We start from the raw sequence: 17,758 nt of genomic DNA on the forward strand, positions 1-17,758 counted from the left end.
GGGTTAGCCAAATAAGGCTCTATACCCTACGGTTTTTTGACACTAAAGGCATTAAGGCTTTTTAATTATGGCACTCTGTTACCGTACCACAAGACTCCTTGGTCCAGCTATTAGTTGACCCAGAATTAATTGAAACGATTTTACTATTACTGTCAATTGATGTCGTAGACAGTAGTTTGGGATTTGGTGATCCATGGGGTGTTTTAACATGGCAGTCAGAACAGTTAATGTTATGTTCAGGCTTAGTCAGATGCAAATTGTCACCGCCTGCCTCTTTTGTAAATCCTGAACCCTTTGTTGACTGAGTATGACAATCAAGGCATAGATCGTTTCCTTGTTTAACAGTTAAAGCTCCACTTGTTACACTATGCGGATCGTGACAATCTACGCATTCTGCATGTCGATTATTCGTGCTTAATTTAGATGAAACCGTTTCTGTATCTTGATGTTGTCCGACAATTTCGAGAGTTGGATGATGAGACGTTTGATTAAATGAAGGTCCGATATCATTAGAGTGACAGGATAAACATTCTCCGCTTGTACTTGTGGTTGAATTATCTTCAGGTCGGCTCTGCAGTCTAGGGTTTGAGGAACCATGGGGTTCGTGGCATTGATTACAGGAGATCCCGTTTGAAAAATGAATACTACTTTGATAGTTTGTTTTATTCCAGCCGCTATTGATGAAGGTCGTTTGAGGAAAAATTATACTAAAAGGAACAACCTGAATTGCCGATCGGGCTGCGGTGGGCGGATTATCACCGTGGCAACGGAGGCAAAAATCTGTCATATTGCCTATAGTTGCGTTTGGTGTTCCTGCGACTGTCGTAAACACATTTTTTGTATTCTGAGGATCTGATAGATCTGAATACGCTTTTCCTTCACTTAAAGATGCCGCTCCCACAGTATGTGATCCATGACAGCTTGTGCATTCAACTTTACCCTCAGTTGAGGAGGTAATATCATGCTTAGAAATAATGGTCACTGTCGAACTCCCAAAAAATTGTTCTTGAATATTTCCTTGTCCACTATGCGAATTTGCCTGGTTATTATGACAGCTTAGGCAAAGATTTTCTTCAAGTTGGTCTGTAAGTTGAGTATATTTTCCACTATGGGAGGTATGACACTTTGTACACGTAATCTTAGTCACCGAATCAAGTATCGAATTTGTTGTATCATAATGTGCAGCTATAGAATCGTGATGATCACCTGCGGAATTATTATAATAAGTGTCTGTAAACTTTCGATCGGTCTTGCCATGACAGGCAAGGCAGAATTCATTTCCTTGATAAACGGTGTTTGTTCCATCATTAACTCTCAGCAGCTTTTCATAGGTATTCCCAAAAGCATCTGCATCTCCATGAGGATTATGGCAGTCACTGCATTGAAACAATTGTTTTGCTTGGGGATTTCCGGTATCCATAATTGGATGAAAGGACTGATTATTTGAAGAACTGAGCATTCCGGAACTAATATTTATATTACTCCCAGTCCCATCATGGCACGTAAAACACAACGCCGTTTCCGTCGTCTTATTTATAAGAGATGTATTCAGAGCATTATGCGTTTGATGGCAGGTAGCACAGGCATTAGAATTGATCATATAAATTCCGTGAGGATCATAAAACTCGGTATTTCCGGTTGTAAAAGCCCAGACATAATTCTGGTTAAGATTTACGCCGGCGCTATCCTTAACTCCGGAACCATCCGGAGCTCCTTTTATAGTCACCGTATATTTTGTATTGGTGATTAATTTACTTGCCGGCACGAAGGCAGCAATTCGGCTCGATTCATCATAGGTTATCGATTTGGCCGTAACCGGATTATTGTTCTGATCAACCATTGTAAAGGTCGCGGTGTTAATTGATTTGGGATCCATATCATGATTAAATTGAGCAGAAACAACCCTTTTAGTCCCCACCTGAGAAATCGATTCCTTGGGAATCGTATCTATTACAAGGGGTTGAGGGGTATCTGAGGAGAGTGTTGTTTTAAAGGAGCTAACATAGTTTGCTAAAAGGGGGAGGCCAGTCGTATCTTTAATCCCCGTCAAAATTGTTATTTCGTAGCTTTCATCCTGTTTAAGTGAAGTTTGGGGGATAAATACCGTTGTTTTACTCGTAGGATCATAATGAATACCACGTGCCGGAACGCTTTGTCCCTTACTATCTTTAACGACTATATTTGAGCCAGTCATTGTTGAGTCATCCATGTCACGATCAAAGGTAATATAAATAGGTAAATTAATATCCACCCGCTCCTTTTGATCTTCCGGACTTGTTGACGTAACAATGGGATTACCGGTTAGGGCCTGAACAGGTGTTATAAAACAAACCATCAGAGCAGCCAGGATTATAAAATTCAAAATTAGAATAATTGATTTTTGTGTATAATTTATATCTCTATTATTACGCAAGGCACCCGACCTCCTTCTTGTTAAATACCTCTTTACTTATAGCCAAAAACTTGGATACGATTATTTTCTCGATCCGTTATATAGATAAGTCCTTTATTATCTATGCATATTCCGTTGGGAAAATTGAATTGTCCTTGGTTACTTCCCATCCCACCTAAAACCCAGAGTTCATAACCTGTTTCATCATAAACACGTACCGAATTTGAAAAAACATCAACAACATAAATCTGTCCTTGATCATTTACCGCTACACCGCGGGGTAGGGTCATCGCCCCGAGTTTTCCATTCGAACCCGTAATCTTAGTTAAAAACTCTCCTTCACTGTTAAAGATCTGAAGTCGTGCATTGTTCGAGTCGCTAACATAGATTTTATTGTCCTTATCGATAAACAGAGCATTTGGATAATTAAATTGCCCATCGGCAGTTCCGGAACTCCCGAAACTTTTAAGTATTTTTCCCTGTTGATCGAGAACAACAACACACTGATTCGCTATATCTGTGATATAAAATAAGTGATCCGAACTTACTTGAATATTAGAAGGCCTAATGACTTGGCCCGGTTTGCCATCTTTCAGAATTAACTTTTGATGTTCTAAAAGAGTGGGAAGCTCCTCTCCATTTTCTTGGTAGACAAAAATTTTCTGAGCTTGTGGATCACAGACATATAATTTCTGTTCAAAATAAGCAAGTCCAGTTGGATAAGATAGGCTACCTCTACCAAGATCTTTTTCCCACTTTCCACTTGCGCTTAAAACTTGAATTTGAGAATGGCCTGTATCGGCAACAAAAATTTTCCCTTCGGTTGAAGTAGTCACAGCGAGGGGACTTTTAAATTTTTGGTTACTTCCATTAAATTCATAAAGAAATTGCGGAGGTTGAGTATCGGAAAAGAATGATCCACTACTATTGGCTAAAACCTTCTTACCGGATAAAGGACTTTTAAATACCATTCCTCCTACGATTAAGATAATAATTAAGATGAAAGCAAAGATCAGTCCATGGATTCTTTTTCTCGTTCCCCTTTCGATATCAAGATTAATGATCTGATATAGCATATGACATCCCTTCTTTACCTAGATTTCAGGGCTACTCCTACTTTCCTTAATTAAAAGTCCTATTCATTTATTCTCTAAAAACCGCATTTCCCCTTTACATATATTCCCATATATTTATACTCATTTCATCATAATATTCCAATATCTGTATTCCCTCTTCACATTTCTAATAATATTTTATATAATAAGAAAAAGCCTTATAAAGGCACTGCGAATACCTTCATAAGGCTATTCATACTAAATAGAATTCCTAAATCATTGCTTTGACTAGCTGAACATTTTAGCTAGTTCTTTTTATTGTGCGGGAGCTGCCCCCGTCTTGTTGTGGCAAACTTGGCAAACACCCATGTTCGGTAAGCGTTTGAGAGCCGTTGTACGGGAAGTATCGTAAGTTTGAAGGATCTTGTCGCCTGCAGCATTGTTGCCGGCAAAGGTGTCAATTTGTCCGAGTTGAGTTAGAGAAGCTTCAATAAACGCATCGCTGGTTCCATGAGCATAGTGACAGGTTAAGCAGTCAACGGTAGGTGCAACTGTGTCAGGTTTCTTCGGATTAGAGGTGTCAAATTTGAGTCCGGCATAAGTAGAAATTAGGGAATTGGGATCTGCAAACGTAGGATCAGCAGCGGTCATTGTACGTGTAAAGCCAACGGAGTGACGATAAGCTTGACGATACTCTCCAAGAAGAGCACCATAGGCACCGCCGGTTTTGAATCCGCCTTTACCGTCAGGAACTTTATTAACGTTGTTATAGTCCGTATGGCAAGCGCCGCAGAATTGGTTGATACCATTTTCATATTTAACGGTTTCATTAGCGGCTAACTTATTTGCAACTGTCATTTTAACGGTCAACGCCGGTTTGTAAGCGACTGTAACTACATCCGAAGCAGATAATGCACTATTGAATGTAACAGTACCCGCTAAATATTGAACTGTATAGTCCGTACCCGCTTCTTTCGCAGTTCCATTGACTTTAACAACAGGTTCTTGATTACGTCCACCCATCCAGTTTCCTTTTTTTGCTTTGTATACTTTGTAATCAGTGGATGTCATTGTTTCAGGAGTAGTTTGCAAAGCAGTATAAGCAGCAGAAGCAATTCCGTTGACATCAGGGTTGAGAATACGAGCATTTCCATAGGTTCCGTGAGGATCATGACAAGCGATACACGTAAATTCATTAGTCCAGTCTCCATTGATATCCTTGTTGGCAGTAGCAGAAGCGAAGGTTTCAGCACCGCCGGGGGCAGCGGCTGTTGTTACGAAAGCGGTTTCCTTCGGAGACATACCATGGTTGGAAAGACCGGCCGCAGCCACTTCCGAACCTGTTCCGAAAAGTCCACCGGAATTCATTACAGTGGTACCACCATCAGTGTGGGTACCGGTAACTACGTCATATGTGGAAGCGACTGTACCGTCATGGCAAGCCCAGCAAGCTGTTTGCGGGTCTTCCCACTGTAATAATGCACCTTTGTTAACCGAGGTGTGGACTGCATGGCAAGAAGAACATGCATCAGAGGTTTTGCTATAAGCACTGTGGATAACTTTATTGTTCGGGCTATCATAATTAATATCCGGGGTAGCCGGACTTTCAAAACCTGTTCCGCCATTACCACCTGTTTTACCTTCATCAGGGGTCATTCTATAGGACTGGCCTGTAAACGTAGCATTATTTTCTCCGTCTGTCCAAGTTTGACCATCTGTTGTCCCTACCCCAGTTGCATTGGTGTCAACATTTTGAACCCCTGTCCCTGTAAAGTTTGGGGGCGCTGTCTCATCTGCTAAAGCAAATGCTGGGAAAGCCAATGTAGCTGCCAATGCCAGCGTTGCTAATAAGCCAGATTTGCGCATTCTATATTTCCTCCTTCCGATTGTCGAACATCCCTAATTCTTTATGTTTTAATATCCCTTTTTGCTCCCTCCTTGTATATAAATTTGGAGACCTGCCGAGGGATGTTCAAAACCAATTGGCGGTACCTCCCATTGGGAAAAGTGACACTTATTGAAAGATAACAGTCCGGCCATTTCCGACATCGGTAATATATAACCGACCCTGGTTATCACGAGTCAGACCATTAGGAAACCTTAACTGCCCATCATCGGAGCCAATTTGACCAATAGTCGTTAATTTTTCACCATTTGATTTAAAAACCACTACTTTATTCGTTAGATTGCTGACTACATAAATGTTACCCTGTGGATCCACGCTTATCCCGCGTGGATTGGCGAGTTGACTTGAAGCTTTAAGAAGAAAATTGCCTTGCTCGTCAAAAACCTCAATTCGATCATTGCCTGTATCTGAAACATAGATCTTATTTCCAACATGCACAAGGGCATTCGGTGAATTCAATTCACCGTCTCCTGTACCTTTTTTCCCAAAGCTTAGAAGTTTCGTCCCGTCAAGCGCAAATACTATAATTTCATTCTTAGCCACATCACTGACATAAAGCTTATCTCCATCGATTGACAAACCGGCCGGACGTACAAATTCGCCTTTTTGTCCAAAATACTTAATGAATTGTCCATCTGCACTAAAAATCGAGATATTGCCGTTATAGAGATCGGCAATATAAAGTTGCCCTTGAGCATCACTGGCAATTCCATAAGGGAAGCGAAATTGCCCCTCTCCCTCTCCATTTTCACCAAACATGGAAATCGGATTTCCGTCATAATCAAAAACTTGTATTCTCTGGTTATTGGTATCTGCTATATATATCGTGCGATCTACTACGGCAACGGCCATTGGCTTACTAAACGGATCAGATAGAGGTCCATAAATATTTGCTTGAAAAGTCGGTACTGTTGAGCCTAAAGGTAAATATTGGGTGACTGTTTTAACCGGATTTGTTTTTGAAAAGAAAGACCAAGCGAATAATCCCACCTCAAGGAGCAAAATAAGGACTAAAATTAAATACATATTTCGCCTTCTCATAGGGCGATTAAGGATGCTCGTTGACATGTTACTTTACACCTCCCAGGCGGCTTAAGGCTTCTTGTGCTAATGTATATTGAGGATCAAAATTTAGGGCATCCTGATAATCTTTTTTAGCTTCCTCGAGGCTCCCCATTTTTTCATGGAGTTGTCCAATATCGTAAATAATTTTTGTCGACCCGGGATGAAGTTTGTCTGCAAGGAATAGTTCCTCCAAGGCCTGGTCTAACTTACCATTGCGTTGATAGGATAGGCCAAGGTAATAGTGGGCTTCATAGGACTTTGGAGCAAGCTCAATGGCCTTTTGGAGTGTAGTAATGGCTATATCAATCTTATCTACCTGTTGATAGGCAATTCCTAAGTTGAGATACGCTTGAAAATTCTTTTCATCTAACTCTGTTGCTTTTTTATATTCCGCTAAAGCTTCATTATATTGCCCTTTTTGAAACAGTGCCCAACCGAAATCGACGTGATTCGCTGCACTATCAGGATTCTGCTTGACCTTCTCCATAGCGCTCTGATACTGTTTATCCAGTAATGGAGTCTGATCAAATTGGTTCCAAAAATAGGTGTTGCCAATAAATATCCCGATACTAAAAAGGCCTAAGGTAAAAACTAATAGGATCAAAACCTCTTTCCAAAGCTTAATCGTTTTATAGGGGATAAATCCTCCTGAGGCCTGATTAATACTCGGGTTATTGGGATCAGTCATTACGATTTCCTCCTTACTTATGGCACGTCGAACAATTATTTTTTGAATGACATTTATAACAGCTTGGTACGAGTCCAGTGTCTGACTGAATTGGAACAGGATGAAGATAAGAAATAGAATGCTGCTTCTTATGGCATGAGATACACACAGTTTTATTCGCTACATTTGCTTTCTTCGTTGTATTTTTTTCATGACAGACCAGACATCCTCTCTGATCCTGTGAGGCCCGCTCACCATGCAAAAATGGTTTTACAGTATGACTTGATGGTTTCTTTGCATGACATTCAACGCAGAACGAATTGCTGCGTGCATAGGAAATAACTTTATCATCGTTCTGAACGCGTACTAAGTTTAGCGAATAACTGTGACACTCATCGCAAGAATCAAGATTTTGTAAGGCATCCTGACCATGTATCCCTTTTTTTACCCATTCCTCAGTCTGATGCGACGGTGGGGGTACGATTCTGCTATGGCAGGATTCACAATCCTGAGGCCCTTCACGGTCTTTGTGACACACTAGGCATTCTTCCATATTCATCGTCTTATACTGCCAAACCATATTTTGTCGTCCGGTAACCCCGTCCCAACGGTTAAAGTCACCGTCGATCGTTTCTTGACGCTCTGCAATTCCGCCGTGGGCTACACCGATATGACAAGTAGTACAAGAAATACCCTCTTCCGCATGTTTTTGATGGGGAACAATCAGATCACCGCGTGGCGTGACCGCACGATTTTGAGAATGACAATTTTCACAAACTTCATTACCGACAGGTGCCTTCACTTCGATAGGCAAGTAATATTTTTTAGTAAAGTGCTTTGCTTGTAAAAAGTGAGTTGGTCCAATTTCGGTATGGCAGTTGATACAGGCAATTCGAGAATGATCTGACGCTTTCCACGTTGCGATTTCAGGTTTCATCTCGTGGCAACTCTCACACATAAAGCTGGCACTTGGCGATTGAGTAAATCCCATAGCACCAAAAGCTAGGAAACTGAAGATTAAGAAAAGTATTATCCTTTTGAGCCAGCGTTTCTTGCGCTTGCTTTCTTGAACATCTACCCTATTCAATGTCTTCGTCTCTGAGGATGTCTCGCTATTGTCCATTACCCTTATCTCTCTACCTTCCCATTCTTAAACCAGTGACAAGTATTACAGGTTACGGCGTTTACTCCGGGCATCTTCTGGTTATTCTGATCAGTTACCTTATCTATTTCATGGCAGACGAGGCAGTTCTGGGCTCCTTTATCCTTCACAATATTGGAGTGGGCCGGCAGCCATTGTTGTTTACTAGCCAAGTGCCCTTGAGGTCGTTTTTCATGGCAGGGAGCACATAAAGTGTTGGTACGGGCATAATCTTGAACCGTTGTTTGGGCAGTAATCAGGACTCGATCGCGTTGTCTGGAGTGACATTCAGCGCACCATTTGATATCCTGAGCTGCTGTAATTCCATGGGTAGTCCCCCACGATTTATCGACATGATTGACTGGCGTTTGGATCTTCAGATGACAAGGTGCACAGCGCATTGGAGCCGTAAGTTCACTGTCCCCCACTTTGGCCAGCGTTTTAAATGATCCTGTGAGTTTGCCGTTTCCTTCTTGTGCTTGTTTTGCCGAATCTTGGCGTTCGGCTACGCGTTGAGCTTCTGTCTTACCAAGTCCTTGATTTTCTTCCCAAGGCCTTTGGCCTTGGTTTACTTGCTCATGGCAATCCATACAAGCTTCCATGGCTGTTTTAGTATCATCAAATTTGCTGACTTCTTCCGCCTTAGCTACTGTCCAAGTTGCTAAGTTTTCTTGGGGCGTCAAACCCCGCTCGGCCACAAAAGCGTGGGCTACTCCTCCGTGACAGGCTGTACAAGCGATATCATGTTGCAGGTGCTTATCGTGTGGGATGTTGATGTCACCGGAAGCCGTTACTTTCCGCATTGTTGAATGGCAACTTTCACAAACTTGATTAGGTATAGGTTCGGACGCAACGATCGGTTTTGTGTATTTTCCAGTAATATGCTTGCCAATATAGCCAAGAACTTTGACTTTACTCTCAAAATAATTTCCAACTCCGGGTGTAATATGGCACGTAGTGCAAGAAAATTGGGCATGAGATGTCACCTGAAAAGTCTGATGCTCTGGCTGCATTTCATGGCAGCTTATACAGAATGAATTTGATGAGGTTACATTTAACCCCACCCCACCAAAAAATATAAGAATGAGTACTATAGCGAGCAGTAATCCTAACCCGTTTACGCGTTTTTTTAAACTAATTTTCTTTTGTTCTTTTTTGTAGAATTTTAACTTTCTAAGGATAGTTCTTAGTCTTTCTTTCACGAATTATATCCCCCCTCTTTGGAGCTTTATTAAAATCTGTTCACCTCCCAAGATTTCAAAACTAAAATGGAAGATCTCAAAACTTTTAGTTCTAGTTTACTTATCTTTTTTTAAGAGAAATAACTCTCTTGAACGTATGCTATCTACCTTCGAGTGAGTATTTTAACCTTCTCTCCTATTTCCATATCCCTCCATATGCCCGTCAAATCCGCTTTCCCTGGAATTCCGAGTTACGTTAAAAATATATCTCGCCTTCAAAGAACTTGAAGATTATGTGAAATCACTTACTCTTGAAGGGCGATAATTCCTTTCCGAATCGCATATTTTACGAGATCCACGCGATCGTGAAAGCCTAATTTGTCCATAATATTACGGCGATGCGTCTGAACCGTCTTCGTGCTGATAAAAAGTTTCTTTCCAATTTCTTGATTCGTGAATCCTTCCGCCGCTAAATGCAAAACCTCCATTTCCCGCTCAGTTAAAGATGGATCCATCTCTGTTCCCACGATAACCTCGTGACCATGATGCGTAATATCACGAAGAATAAGTTTCGAAACGATCGGATGAAAATATGAGTTTCCCTGAGAAATAGACCGAATAGCATGGAGCAATTCATTAAATGAGCATTGCTTTAAAAGATACCCAGAAGCACCCGCTTCTAGAGCAGATCGAATCGCCTCAATACCGCATAGGTTTGAAAGAATAAGAATTCTTATCTTGGGATAGCAAGTATGAATTTGGCGGATCGCCCTAATTCCGCAAAAAATTGGTGAATGGAGATCCATTATTAGGATATCCGGCTGTGAGTCGGATATTTTGTTCATTATTTCTTGTTCATCCTTAACCATTTGTTGAACTTGAATGTCCTCAACTGTCTCAAAAAGTTTCTTTAGGCCTTCCAGCTGTAAATAATTCTCATCTTCCATCAGGATCTGAACCGACATTTCATCACCCCCCTTCACTCTAAAATACTTTATACAGGGTAGCTTTTTGCCTATAGGATTACTTTGTTACCCGTATTTACGATTTCCAGATATCGGTATATACTTTATTAGTCATAATTGTTTTAATATGGTAACCATAAATTTATTCTATGGTCCCACGAGTTTTCCTTTCGCGAATTAACATTTATAAAGTGATTCTTTGACTAATCCTCTTCTTTCTTAATACTTTTTGTTCGCGTTATAGATTGGAAATCTTTTTCATACTCATTAAATAGATTATTTTCTATGATGACGGAATGGAGGTATCGTTGTGAAAATCCATAATATACGTAACACAGTTATTGTTGTGGCTATTTTCGGATTGCTTGCAGCTTCCCTTTATGGAAACTCTTATACGGTCGATAATAAAGTATCAAAAAACGATTTACGACAATCTTCCAACCTTCTTAATCAAGCTAACCTTTCCTCAGCTGATTCGTACAGCGACTATACAACTCAACTTTCTTTAAGCCCTTCTACGCCCACTTTGTCGTCAACCGCTGCCTCGACAAATGAAACTTTAACTGCAGACTCTTCTTTGCCCTCGCAACCAAACCCGGCTGTGTCTGCAGCGGGTAGTGAGGATCGTTCAATCCTAGCCCAAGTTCAAAACAGCGTCCATAATAAAGTTTTCCCGAAAACAGAAGGGCTGGCCTGCCAGGTCTGCCATAAAATGATCAATGATTCATATCCCTTGCAAAAAAAAAGCTGGGAATCCTGCGGATCTTGCCATGTTAACCCTAATGGTAACCCTGTTTTGGGTAACGAGATCCTGCATCCTCAGTTCCAGATGATTCAAGGAGTTGCGGTGGGTGACCTTTTGCCGATGCCCTCCTATAAATACAAATATATGAAGGATACCTTCGCGTGTACAGATTGCCATTTAACGAATTCGACCAAGCACGACTTTTTGGTGCCAGGGGTTACTATAAAACACGATAGCGACGGAATTCATCGGATCGAAACTGAAATCGATTATCAAGACTTTAAGACCATTTTTAATCAAGATAAATGTGCTGTTTGTCATCCTTCGAGCGCCGATATGGTTGAGCGGGTAAAAAAGGAACAATTAACTATTTCTCAGAAGCTTGCCGAATTAAAACCGATCTATGAAAAATGGGGTGCGAAAACCGCTTCGATGAATCCTGAAGATCCGAACGTTATTGCCTTCAAGAATGGAGCAACATATTACACTTTTGTGGATAGCGATGGTTCAAAAGGGGCTCACAATTTTCCTTATGCGCTAGTTCTCCTTGAAAAAGCCGAAAACTATTGGAAGATGCTGAAGCAATAACGAACCTTCATGCGCCAAAAATTGATAAAGAAACGTATTATAAAATACAGAAAAACGAGATTCCAACGCGGTAATCTCGTTTTTCTTTTTAATCTCTATTTGATTTTAGGGTTTTCTTAATTTAAGATATTGCAGATTTAGTTTAATCCTTGTTTATATTAATTTACGTTCAGATTGACTAGCTTAAGCCCTTGCTTTTTTACTTCCTCGTAAACATCTTTTAAGGGAAGATTCTCAGCTTCCGCGATTCGACGACAATCTTCATATTCCGGAGAAATCGTCTTATATTCTTCCCCAACCTGAACTATTTTCACCTTGGCCTTGCCCCAAGGGGTATTTACTGTTATCACTTGATAAGGCAGCATATATTTTGTCACAGGATAGACTCGTACCCCAATTGTCGTTGTTTCCTTCAAAATAAGCGTAGTAAACTTTTCCAACTGAGTTGGGTGAATCTGTGCCGAAAGGGTAACTGCCGGGCGATTTTTCTTCATCTGAATGGGTTGAAGAAAAACATCCATGGCTCCTTCTTTCAAGCATTTCTGAATGAGATAATCATAAAACTCCGGATTCATATCATCAATATTGGCCTCAAGCATAAGTGCTTGACCCACCTGGATGGAATACGTATCTAAAAAACGAGCTTCACCTTGGGGAGGAATTTCCTGCGCACTTCTTTCCCCAATCATGACGCGCAATAAATTAGGAATCGAAAGATCTCGCTCCCCTGCTCCGTAGCCAATCTTTTCAACCTCCATTACGGGCATCTCCCCATAATCACCGCAATAAGCAGAAAGAATGGCGGCGCCTGTCGGCGTAACTAATTCAAAGGGAATATCCTGGGTATAGACCGGGATACCTCTCAGCAATTCAAGCGTTGCCGGTGCGGGAATAGGGATCGTTCCGTGCGCCGCTTGGGTGAAACCTTTCCCCGTGTGAACAGCGGAAGCATACACTTTTTCAATACCGAGCTGATATAAACCTATAACCGCGCCGACGATATCCACGATTGCATCAACTGCTCCGACCTCATGAAAATGAACCTGCTCCGGCGTGGTTCCATGCACTTTAGCCTCAGCTTCGGCAAGACGCCGAAAAATTGCCACGGCTTTTTCCTTCACTTCTTTAACCAGTTCGCTATCTTCTATAATCCGCACAATGTCCTGTAAGTGACGATGAATATGACCCTCTTGACACGTTACATGAATTTTGGTCCCAGTTATGCCTAACTTAATCACTTTTTCCTGCCGAATTTCATAATCATGGAGGTGCAGCTTTTCTAATTCTGACTTAAGCACTTCAATGCTAAGTCCGGCATCGACGAGTGCTCCCAGTGTCATATCGCCGCTGATCCCCGCAAAACAGTCAAAGTAAGCAATTCGCATTCTAGTTCTCCCCTAAACGATTAATTAGGCCGGCCTGATAGCCCGCACCAAAACCATTGTCGATGTTAACGACACTTACCCCGCTGGCACAGCTATTAAGCATGGCGAGAAGTGCCGACAGCCCCCCAAAGTTCGCACCGTAGCCCACACTCGTCGGAACTGCAATTACAGGCTTGTCCACAAGTCCCCCGACAACACTCGCTAAAGCCCCTTCCATACCTGCCACAACAACAATCACACGGGCATAGCGGAGTTTTTCCGTTTGACTGAGCAGACGGTGAATTCCGGCAACGCCGGTATCATATACTCTTTCAACATGATTTCCCATCATCTCAGCTGTTATTGCCGCCTCTTCGGCAACCGGCAAATCCGAAGTCCCCGCACTTAAAACAAGAATATTACCTTGATCTTCTTGCTTTCCCCGTCGAATCATAATGGTCCGGGCTAAAGGGTGATACTGGGCATCCGGTATTTTTGTAAGGACTGCCTCATATACCTCAGGGGTCGCCCGCGTTGCCAAAACATTTCCTCCCCCCTGCTCAGAAAGCTTTTCGGCGATAGCAACAATTTGTTCTTTTGTTTTCCCGGCACAATAAATCACCTCGGCAAAACCCTGGCGAAGCTTGCGGTGATAATCCACTTTTGCAAATCCTAAATCTTCAAAAGGGAGAATTTTTAACTGCTCGACCCCTTCTTCAATGCTTATCTTCTGCCCTTTGATTTTTTCAAGCAGGAGTCGGATCGTTTCTTCATTCATACCCACTCTTCTCAATCCTTTTTGTGAATTCTTGATTCTGACGATGATCCAGTAACTAAAATATAGCATAGCATACTTAAAGTCTGTTTCATAATCTTTGCCCAAAATCCTTGTTTTCTGTTAAAATAGAAGAAGAAATAAATGAGGAGAAAAATCTTGCAATGAATGTACTCTTTTTTTTGATCCCCAAGAGCGATGTGGTTTATCTAAAAGATACCGCAACCATGAGACAAGCATTAGAACGAATGGAGTATCATCGTTATTCGGCCGTTCCGCTTATTGATGAACAAGGACACTATGTGGGAACCCTCACTGAAGGGGACCTATTATGGAAACTTAAAAATACACCCGGTCTTTCATTTGCCAATACCCATAATATTCGTCTGACAGAAATCGAGCGGCATATTCAAAATTACCCTATTTCTATTGGTGCACATATCGAAAATTTGCTGTCACGAGCGATTGACCAAAATTTCATTCCCGTCGTGGATGACCAGGATATCTTCATTGGCATTGTCCGACGCCGCGAAATTCTCGAATATTGTATGAAACATTTAGAAAAAAGAGAGGATTAGCTCAGTTCAAAGCTATCCTCTCTTCCCATCTAACGCTCTAAATAAAATTGCCCCCATCGACAACAATGACCTGTCCTGTAACAAAGCTCGCCTTGTCAATTAAACCATAGGCCACTTCGGCAACATCTTCCGGGGTTGCAATCCGCTGAAGCGGAGTTCCCTCCCCGAGATGCTTAATATGTTCTTCCTGTCCCGCAACCCACCGCGTTTGGACAACTCCCGGCGCAATTGCATTGACACGTACTTCCGGTGCGAACACTCGGGCTAAGGACTTGGTGATGCTAATATTTGCCGCCTTTGAAGCCGAGTACGCAATTGAGCTTCCTAATCCTGTAAGTCCTGCAATGGAAGCCATGTTGATGATACATCCTTTTTGTTTTCTTAACTCCTCAGCTGCGGCCCGACAACAGAAGAAAAGCCCTTTTACATTGACTGCCATAATATCATCCCAATATTCCTCTTTCATGCCCTCCAAATCCGCATGATCGACAAAATGAGTCATACCGGCGTTATTAATCAGTATATCCAACTGCCCGAAATCAGAAATTACGTTGTTTACCATTTTCCTTACTTCACAATCTGACGCGACATTCGCCTGGTACGTTTTGGATCTCACTCCCAAGGCTTGGACCTCTGCTTGTGTCTGCAGCGCTTCCGCAGCTGAACGCGAATAATTTAAAGCAACATTCACACCCTCACGTCCGAGCATTAGAGCAATAGCTCGTCCAATTCCAGTACCCCCACCCGTAATCAGTGCTGTTTTTCCCTGCAGCATAAACGACACATCTCCTCTCACATCTGTAATTAGTATAGCTTACTCAGTTAGGTTCAGCAAGAAACGTAATATAACAATTCCTATATCAGCGATGTGTTTTATAGAAGATAATTTTTTATTTATAGAAGGAAAATCTTTAGAAAAATAGAATAAGTATATTTTGTTATTATTAGCAACTTCTCTTCTCCCGCCATAATTTGTTGCAGAGAAGAAAAAGGAGGAGTAGAAATTGGAAGTTAAAACCGCACAGTTAGGACAGCCTAAACCGAATTCTCATAAGAAAATGATCATCCTATCCCTGACCATCCTTCTCGTACTTATATTTTTTGGGTGGGGAGGACTTTATCTTTACACTCGTGATAATGGGCTGATCCTTGACGGTGTTAAGATCGGTAATGTAAACGTGTCAAACCTAACCCAAGATGAGGCTGAACAAAAACTTGCAGAAAGTATTACACCGATTCTGGATCAAAAAGTAGAATTTAAGATTCAATCCTCTTCAGAAACCCTTGAATTTACGCTGCGGGATTTAGGGCTTACCTACAAACTTGAACAAGGTATCCAGCAAGCTTATGAAATGGGCCATAATGGCACTATTGTGCAAAAGGCAATCCAGAAGTATCATTCTAAAAAGGGAACTGCGGTTCTTCTTCCTCTAGATTATGAATGGAATTCGGACCAGCTTCAAAATACACTGCAAACCGCTTTTGCCCCTTACAATAAGCCGGTGTCAGATGCCACCTTCAGCATTACACCTGATAACAAAATGGTTATTCAAAAAGAAACCTTTGGGCAAGAAGTCAACCTTGATGAAGTCATCGCTCAAGTAGAAAGCCTAGATCCGTTAAAGCCTTCTTCTATCAATGTAACCCTTAAAGTTTTAGATCAGCCTAAAGTCACAGCAGCCCAACTTGAAGGGATGAAAATAACGGGCTTACTGGGGCGGTATTCAACCTGGTTTGATGCGAATAATAAAGAACGCACGGAAAACGTCCGTATCTCTACTCAGTCCCTTGATGGCGTAATTCTTATGCCGGGTGAGGAATTTTCCTTTAATAATACCGTAGGTGAACGAACCTCCTCTGCCGGATATAAAGAAGCTTTGATCATTGTGAATGATGAATTTGTCCCTGGGTTAGGCGGCGGAGTCTGCCAAGTTTCCTCCACCTTGTATAATGCAGCCGTTGCTTCCCGACTCCAAATTACCGAACGTCACGCTCATTCCCTAGAAATTACCTATGTACCGCCGGGTCAAGATGCAACAGTCGCCTATCCTTATCTTGATTTTAAGTTTAAGAATAACACACCCGGTTTGGTCCTGATCCGAAGTTCGATTAAAGGAAGCACACTAACCTTCGATCTTTACGGTCATGTATAAATAATAAATAGCATTACACGAGAAAACCTTCAGACGAAGTTTCGTACTTCAAGCTGAAGGTTTTCTTATTATTTATGACAATTTCAGGCATACTACTCTCATTGGAATTATTAAGCCTGAAATAAAGGATGGTTAATATGAATATCCAAAGTGAAAATCTTGTAAACTTTTCCGAGGGCACACCTTTCGTTCTTCCTGAATTACTGATTGTTGAGGAAGAGCTTCATAAAACGATCGAAAAAGCACAGGGAATGATCCGTGAATCCTGTTCTCATCTTTTGTCCTCGGGTGGAAAAAGGCTTCGTCCGCTGCTAACCCTGCACAGTGCTATGTGCTTTGGTCCTTTAAATACAGCAACCATCCAAGCCGCCGTTGCCGCCGAGCTGATCCATATGGCTTCCCTAATCCATGATGATGTCATCGATCATTCAGACCTAAGACGCGGGCAGCTAACCATTAACGCTCGGCAGGGTAATCTTAACGCTGTCCTTACAGGCGATTATCTTTTTGCCGAGGCTTTTCAGATTTTATCTTCTTACCAGCTTATGGATAGTATGAACTACCTTGTTGCGGCAATTCAATCGATGTGTACCGGTGAAGTCGAACAAGCTCATTGTCAATTTGATTTATCCATTAAACTTGAAGATTATTTTGAACGCATCGCCCAAAAAACGGGGATTCTTCTGGCTAGCTCTTGCCGCTCCGGAGCAGCTACAGCCGGTGCTTCACAAAGGGATATCGAACGATTGGGAACATTCGGGATGTACCTTGGCTATGCTTATCAAATTATCGATGATCTGCTTGACTTCACAGGAGATGAGGGCAAAACAGGCAAACCGGTTGGGGCAGATTTGATCAACGGTAATCTTACCTTACCGATGATCTATCTCTTGAATAACCCACTCTATGGTCCATGGGCCCGCGAAATGCTTCAGGACAAGTTGACACCTCAGGGTCTCCATAAAATAATTCAGGCTTTGATCTCCTCAGAAGCCCTAGATGAAGCCTTTTCTGCCGCACGCAGATGTGTGGAAACCGCTTTATCCTATCTCGAAAAGATTCCGGCCTGTTCTTCCAAAACCTTTCTCAAAGACACAGCTTATCAGGTTCTTTATCGTACGCACTAAGACTCCCACTTCCTAAGTACGAAAGTATCCAGTGACAAAACCCGGGTGAGGGTTTC

The 17,758-nt window shown here is 41.8% G+C and carries 15 protein-coding genes; 4 read left to right on the forward strand and 11 right to left on the reverse strand.

The genetic code is table 11. The features are described from left to right. Window positions 1-61: 61 nt before the first annotated feature. The 8 genes from VB077_RS05810 to VB077_RS05845 form a co-directional block, all read right to left on the reverse strand. Window positions 62-2,413 carry a cytochrome c3 family protein gene (locus VB077_RS05810; RefSeq protein WP_323414279.1) on the reverse strand — a complete coding sequence of 784 codons (2,352 nt, stop codon included), beginning with the start codon at window positions 2,411-2,413 and terminating at the stop codon, window positions 62-64. 32 nt (window positions 2,414-2,445) lie between these two features. Further along, the gene (locus tag VB077_RS05815; protein ID WP_323414280.1) at window positions 2,446-3,468 is read right to left on the reverse strand and encodes a hypothetical protein; all 1,023 of its coding nucleotides are present in this window, start codon (window positions 3,466-3,468) and stop codon (window positions 2,446-2,448) included. A gap of 294 nt (window positions 3,469-3,762) precedes the next feature. Next, complete coding sequence (locus VB077_RS05820) at window positions 3,763-5,313, reverse strand: cytochrome c3 family protein (protein ID WP_323414281.1); 1,551 nt, start codon at window positions 5,311-5,313, stop codon at window positions 3,763-3,765. A gap of 148 nt (window positions 5,314-5,461) precedes the next feature. Beyond that, window positions 5,462-6,421: a 6-bladed beta-propeller gene (locus tag VB077_RS05825; protein ID WP_323414282.1), complete on the reverse strand. Its 960-nt coding sequence runs from the start codon at window positions 6,419-6,421 to the stop codon at window positions 5,462-5,464. A gap of 1 nt (window position 6,422) precedes the next feature. Continuing rightward, window positions 6,423-7,106 (reverse strand): tetratricopeptide repeat protein, encoded by a 684-nt coding sequence (locus tag VB077_RS05830; protein WP_323414283.1) that lies wholly within the window; start codon window positions 7,104-7,106, stop codon window positions 6,423-6,425. Window positions 7,107-7,119: 13 nt separating this feature from the next. Further along, window positions 7,120-8,208 carry a hypothetical protein gene (locus VB077_RS05835; protein ID WP_323414284.1) on the reverse strand — a complete coding sequence of 363 codons (1,089 nt, stop codon included), beginning with the start codon at window positions 8,206-8,208 and terminating at the stop codon, window positions 7,120-7,122. A 5-nt stretch (window positions 8,209-8,213) separates the two neighbouring features. Beyond that, on the reverse strand, window positions 8,214-9,428 hold the full coding sequence (locus VB077_RS05840) for a NapC/NirT family cytochrome c (protein WP_323414285.1): 1,215 nt from the start codon (window positions 9,426-9,428) through the stop codon (window positions 8,214-8,216). A gap of 284 nt (window positions 9,429-9,712) precedes the next feature. Then, on the reverse strand, window positions 9,713-10,372 hold the full coding sequence (locus tag VB077_RS05845; RefSeq protein ID WP_323414286.1) for a response regulator transcription factor: 660 nt from the start codon (window positions 10,370-10,372) through the stop codon (window positions 9,713-9,715). 310 nt (window positions 10,373-10,682) lie between these two features. On the opposite strand from VB077_RS05845, the gene VB077_RS05850 reads away from it, so the two are divergent. After that, the gene (locus tag VB077_RS05850; RefSeq protein WP_323414287.1) at window positions 10,683-11,705 is read left to right on the forward strand and encodes a hypothetical protein; all 1,023 of its coding nucleotides are present in this window, start codon (window positions 10,683-10,685) and stop codon (window positions 11,703-11,705) included. A 158-nt stretch (window positions 11,706-11,863) separates the two neighbouring features. Here VB077_RS05850 and larC read toward each other — a convergent pair whose 3' ends face one another. Next, window positions 11,864-13,090, reverse strand: a complete 1,227-nt coding sequence (gene larC, locus VB077_RS05855) for a nickel pincer cofactor biosynthesis protein LarC (RefSeq protein WP_323414288.1) — start codon at window positions 13,088-13,090, stop codon at window positions 11,864-11,866. 1 nt (window position 13,091) lies between these two features. Beyond that, window positions 13,092-13,847 (reverse strand): nickel pincer cofactor biosynthesis protein LarB, encoded by a 756-nt coding sequence (gene larB, locus VB077_RS05860; RefSeq protein WP_323414289.1) that lies wholly within the window; start codon window positions 13,845-13,847, stop codon window positions 13,092-13,094. Window positions 13,848-14,008: 161 nt separating this feature from the next. Between larB and VB077_RS05865 the strand changes: the two genes are divergently transcribed. Continuing rightward, the gene (locus VB077_RS05865; protein WP_323414290.1) at window positions 14,009-14,422 is read left to right on the forward strand and encodes a CBS domain-containing protein; all 414 of its coding nucleotides are present in this window, start codon (window positions 14,009-14,011) and stop codon (window positions 14,420-14,422) included. Between the two features lie 37 nt (window positions 14,423-14,459). Here VB077_RS05865 and VB077_RS05870 read toward each other — a convergent pair whose 3' ends face one another. After that, on the reverse strand, window positions 14,460-15,197 hold the full coding sequence (locus VB077_RS05870) for an SDR family NAD(P)-dependent oxidoreductase (RefSeq protein ID WP_323414291.1): 738 nt from the start codon (window positions 15,195-15,197) through the stop codon (window positions 14,460-14,462). Window positions 15,198-15,426: 229 nt separating this feature from the next. Between VB077_RS05870 and VB077_RS05875 the strand changes: the two genes are divergently transcribed. Together VB077_RS05875 and VB077_RS05880 are read left to right on the forward strand one after the other, a co-directional pair. Then, a complete protein-coding gene (locus VB077_RS05875; protein ID WP_323414292.1) occupies window positions 15,427-16,575 on the forward strand; it encodes a VanW family protein in 1,149 nt (382 codons plus the stop codon). Between the two features lie 137 nt (window positions 16,576-16,712). Beyond that, window positions 16,713-17,702 (forward strand): polyprenyl synthetase family protein, encoded by a 990-nt coding sequence (locus tag VB077_RS05880; RefSeq protein ID WP_323414293.1) that lies wholly within the window; start codon window positions 16,713-16,715, stop codon window positions 17,700-17,702. Window positions 17,703-17,758 lie beyond the last annotated feature (56 nt).

This window comes from Desulfitobacterium sp. (assembly GCF_034927245.1).
Classification (GTDB): Bacteria; Bacillota; Desulfitobacteriia; order Desulfitobacteriales; family Desulfitobacteriaceae; genus Desulfitobacterium_A.

What these genes read in the sequence shown, in the direction of transcription:
- VB077_RS05815 (WP_323414280.1), bottom strand. Translation starts at nt 3,468, where the DNA reads ATGCTATATCAGATCATTAATCTTGATATCGAAAGGGGAACGAGAAAA.
- VB077_RS05820 (WP_323414281.1), bottom strand. Translation starts at nt 5,313, where the DNA reads ATGCGCAAATCTGGCTTATTAGCAACGCTGGCATTGGCAGCTACATTG.
- VB077_RS05825 (WP_323414282.1), bottom strand. Translation starts at nt 6,421, where the DNA reads ATGTCAACGAGCATCCTTAATCGCCCTATGAGAAGGCGAAATATGTAT.
- VB077_RS05830 (WP_323414283.1), bottom strand. Translation starts at nt 7,106, where the DNA reads ATGACTGATCCCAATAACCCGAGTATTAATCAGGCCTCAGGAGGATTT.
- VB077_RS05835 (WP_323414284.1), bottom strand. Translation starts at nt 8,208, where the DNA reads ATGGACAATAGCGAGACATCCTCAGAGACGAAGACATTGAATAGGGTA.
- VB077_RS05845 (WP_323414286.1), bottom strand. Translation starts at nt 10,372, where the DNA reads ATGTCGGTTCAGATCCTGATGGAAGATGAGAATTATTTACAGCTGGAA.
- larC (WP_323414288.1), bottom strand. Translation starts at nt 13,090, where the DNA reads ATGCGAATTGCTTACTTTGACTGTTTTGCGGGGATCAGCGGCGATATG.
- larB (WP_323414289.1), bottom strand. Translation starts at nt 13,847, where the DNA reads ATGAATGAAGAAACGATCCGACTCCTGCTTGAAAAAATCAAAGGGCAG.
- VB077_RS05865 (WP_323414290.1), top strand. Translation starts at nt 14,009, where the DNA reads ATGAATGTACTCTTTTTTTTGATCCCCAAGAGCGATGTGGTTTATCTA.
- VB077_RS05870 (WP_323414291.1), bottom strand. Translation starts at nt 15,197, where the DNA reads ATGCTGCAGGGAAAAACAGCACTGATTACGGGTGGGGGTACTGGAATT.
- VB077_RS05880 (WP_323414293.1), top strand. Translation starts at nt 16,713, where the DNA reads ATGAATATCCAAAGTGAAAATCTTGTAAACTTTTCCGAGGGCACACCT.